The following is a 3,714-nucleotide window of genomic DNA, read 5'->3' on the forward strand; positions in this document are numbered from 1 at the left end:
GATTTTTCAGTGCGCCAACGCAATCAACAACCTGTTGTGGTCTTGAGGCACCAATGAGCGCCGATGTAACCTGCTTCTTACGTAATACCCAGGCAATCGCCATCTGTGCGAGCGACTGTCCTCTAAGCTGTGCAATTGCATGTAACGCCTGGATGTTCTTTTGATTTTCTTCGTTCAGAAATTTCGTCTGAAGTGATTTGGATTGCGAAGCACGACTATTCTCCGGGATATGCTGTAAATATTTATCGGTGAGCATGCCCTGTGCCAGGGGAGAGAACACGATAGAGCCAATGCCTATCTCATCCAAGGTGTCAAGCAAGCCATCGGTTTCTATCCATCTGTTTAACATGGAATAGCTGGGCTGGTGAATAATAAAAGGTGTACCCAATGATTTCAGGATCGCATAGGCCTCTTTTGTGCGTTGCGAGTTATAGGATGAAATACCGACATAAAGTGCTTTTCCGCTGCGGACTAGCTGATCCAGCGCCAACATGGTTTCCTCCAAGGGGGTATTGGGGTCGAAGCGGTGTGAATAGAAAATATCGACGTAATCGATACCCAGGCGCTTGAGTGATTGCTCGCAGCTTGATATCAGATATTTACGGCTTCCCCATTCTCCATAAGGCCCATTCCACATGTGATATCCTGCTTTCGATGAAATAATCATTTCATCGCGTAAACCGTAAAATTGTTCTTTTAATATTTGTCCGAAGGCCTTTTCGGCGCTCCCAGCAGGAGGGCCGTAATTGTTTGCGAGGTCAAAATGGGTAATTCCCAAGTCAAACGCGGTTGTGCAAATATCAACTTTGGTTTGATGGGGCGTGTCGTCACCGAAATTATGCCACATTCCCAATGAGATGGCAGGCAATAGAAGACCGGATTGACCACAACGATTATAGATCATATCTTGATATCGGTCTGGATTTGCTGTATACTGCATAGTCTTGAATAGTTTTAATCCAAACTAAGATAAATTTATGCTTATTTGCAAGTTTTAACTAGACACTTTATATGTAATCTTTTACTGCAGGGCAACTTTCGAAAGGATCTTATGCAGTTGTCCTTCAAGCGCATTTGGAAAACTGCAGGGTAATGTCTTTTATAAATCGAAATTTAATGTATTTTTATATGAAATCTAAGAAACTGATTAATTCGTACTATGAGGAAAATTCTGACCATCCTATGCTTTGTTTTTATTGTATTGGGGAATTGTTATGCACAATCAAAACATTTGCTTTTCAAGACTGATTTTGGCGATTTTAAAGTTGTACTTTATGACTATACGCCCAATCATCGCGATTTGATGTTGCGATCTATTCGGGATACTGTCTATCAGGGTGCATTGTTTAATCGCATTATTGAAAATTTTGTCGTGCAGGGTGGAGAGCATGATATTGATATTGAAAAACGTGAGGCGGCATATCCACATCATAAAAAGCCACGATTGGCAGCAGAGTTCGATGACCGGGCTTTTCATAAAATGGGTGCTCTGAGCGCAGGACGGGACGGAAATCCCGCGAAAGCATCTTTCTTGAATCAGATCTATTTCGTGGTTGGAAAGAAAATCACGGCAGCTGAACTTGATAGTCTGGAATTAAAGAAAGGCATAAAATATACTGCAGCACAACGTAAGGAGTACTTAGCTCGCGGAGGACAGCCAAGACTCGATCACGATTTTACCGTTTTTGGTGAAATTTATGAAGGCTTTGATGTGATCATGAAAATAAGTCGTGTAAAAACGGATAAACAAGATTATCCACTTCATAAAGTGCCTTTTAAGATTGTTGAAATAAATAAATAACCTTGACCACCAAATTAATATTGATAAAAAAAAGGGCTTAATTGCCCTTTTTCTATTTACGATGTTGATCAAATTCTTCTTTAAGCTTCTGATAACGCTCTTTCCACTCGTCTGGTAGCTTTTTCGGGATATCTTTGAGACTTTTCAGCTGAAATGCAAATACACAGGCTGCGAAACCAACCGTACTAATAGCCATTCCTGTCCAGATCACCAGTGAGAAACCGGCAAATAGTGGATTCCAAAGCAAGATAAAGCTGAAAATAATGCCTAAAATGGCGAATAACAAATTCCATCCCCAAGATTTACTACCGTAATTTTTGAGATCAAAAGAAAAGGACAGCAGTTGGAAGGATTTAAAAAGTGCATAAAAACCTACGATAAATGCCAAGGTGCTCGCTGATAACAGCGGATTGGCAATCAGCAATATGCCGAATAGGGTATAGAGGATGCCCCCGGTGAGGTACCAGCCCCAACCATCCACTTCATCTTTATTCTGCACGGCAAAAATGATTTCCAAAATACCGGAAATAATAAATGACCATGAAAATAGAATTGCTAATGTGAGAAATGCAGCAACAGGTGTGGAAATGGTATAGAAACCCAAAAGAATTAATAGAATACCGATAATCAATGGGATATACCAGTGCTTGATGGATGTCCGGATCGTTTTAAAAAATGAATTTGCCATAATAATGAGTTAAAATATTGCAGATAAAAAAGCCCCATTAATTTCTTAACGAGGCCTTACATATATAAAACTGATTAAATTAGGCAAAAGGAAAATGTACTAGATCTTTCCAGTCTCTTTTAAAAGTTTGTAATATGCATACACGATATTGATTTCAGCATTTGTGTATTTCAATTCCGCTTCAAGTTTTGAGTTTGATGCATCCATGATATCGACGATCAACGCCAATTGGTTCAAATACTTTTTCTCAATAATACGATAGTTCTCATCTGCAAGCGCTTTATTGTACTCCAAAGTCTTGCGTTGTGAGTAGGCCTCATTGTATTTAATGTATGCAGTATTAACAGCTACGCTGGTTTTTTGTTTCAGGGCGCTTGCGTATTTCTCGTTTTTTTCAATTTGTAGATCATTTAGCTTAAGCTTTTTTCCAGTGGTGTAGACTGATGAAATCGTATAGCTTAACGAGATACCCGTATTCCAGGTATTCATGTATTTGTCGATCACCGGCATCACATTGGTGATAGGTTTCACAAGACTGTTTCCCGCGAATACGCTAAGGGCAGGGGATCGTTCTGATTTTGTAATCGCCTTTTCTGTCTGTAGAAGCTCGGTCTCTTTGGCCGCAAGTTGAAGGCCCGGGCTGGACACATAAGCATCTTGTTTCAAGCTCGCGAGGTCTGCCAGCTGAAACCTGCTATCTAATAGTTTATCATCCGGCTCAATTACTGTGCCCTCCTGTAGTCCTAAAGCGACGATAAGCTCGTCATTCAGGATTTTCCGATTGTTTTGAATGACCTCTTTCGCTAGTTCCAATTCAGATATTTGCAATTGGTTTCGGATGACATCATTTTTGGTGATCATGCCCTGTTTATATAATTTTTCCGTCAGGTCTAGCCTTTTGTGGGCAAGCTCAATATTTTGATTATAGACAGCTTCTTGATTTTTCAGTTTGAATAGATCAAGGTAATAGCCTAAAACCAAAATTTTAATGTTCTGTTCTTCATTCTTATGATCTAATTCAGCCAGCTCCTCACCCAAGGTAGAGGCTTTGATGCTATTTTTTACCACACCTCCTTTCCAGATAAGTTCTTTCGCCTCCAAAGCATAATTATTGCCGAAATGGGGTAGAGGTACCTTTTCCGACCCCGAGAGGTCTTTGTCGATCAACTCAGCATTGCCGAGGTAAAAGGCAGATGCCGAAGCGCTGATTTCGGGAAGCCTTCTT

General features: G+C 40.3%; 4 protein-coding genes. 1 reads left to right on the forward strand and 3 read right to left on the reverse strand.

Annotated elements, in window-relative coordinates; genetic code table 11:
* Positions 1–940, reverse strand: a 940-nt coding sequence (locus B2X72_RS14565) for an aldo/keto reductase (protein ID WP_286850172.1), incomplete at its 3' end; no start/stop codon positions are given.
* A 219-nt stretch (positions 941–1,159) separates the two neighbouring features.
* On the opposite strand from B2X72_RS14565, the gene B2X72_RS14570 reads away from it, so the two are divergent.
* Positions 1,160–1,801, forward strand: a complete 642-nt coding sequence (locus B2X72_RS14570) for a peptidylprolyl isomerase (protein WP_286850175.1) — start codon at positions 1,160–1,162, stop codon at positions 1,799–1,801.
* A 52-nt stretch (positions 1,802–1,853) separates the two neighbouring features.
* On the opposite strand, the gene B2X72_RS14575 is transcribed toward B2X72_RS14570, so the two are convergent.
* Both B2X72_RS14575 and B2X72_RS14580 read right to left on the reverse strand, forming a co-directional pair.
* Entirely contained in the window at positions 1,854–2,489 is a 636-nt protein-coding gene (locus tag B2X72_RS14575; RefSeq protein WP_075992464.1) for an HdeD family acid-resistance protein, read from the reverse strand.
* A gap of 99 nt (positions 2,490–2,588) precedes the next feature.
* Positions 2,589–3,714: TolC family protein (locus tag B2X72_RS14580; RefSeq protein WP_286850178.1), on the reverse strand; the 1,126-nt coding region annotated here is incomplete at its 5' end.

The sequence above is a fragment of the Sphingobacterium sp. UBA7253 genome (genome assembly GCF_002472745.1).
Classification (GTDB): domain Bacteria; phylum Bacteroidota; class Bacteroidia; order Sphingobacteriales; family Sphingobacteriaceae; genus Sphingobacterium; species Sphingobacterium siyangense.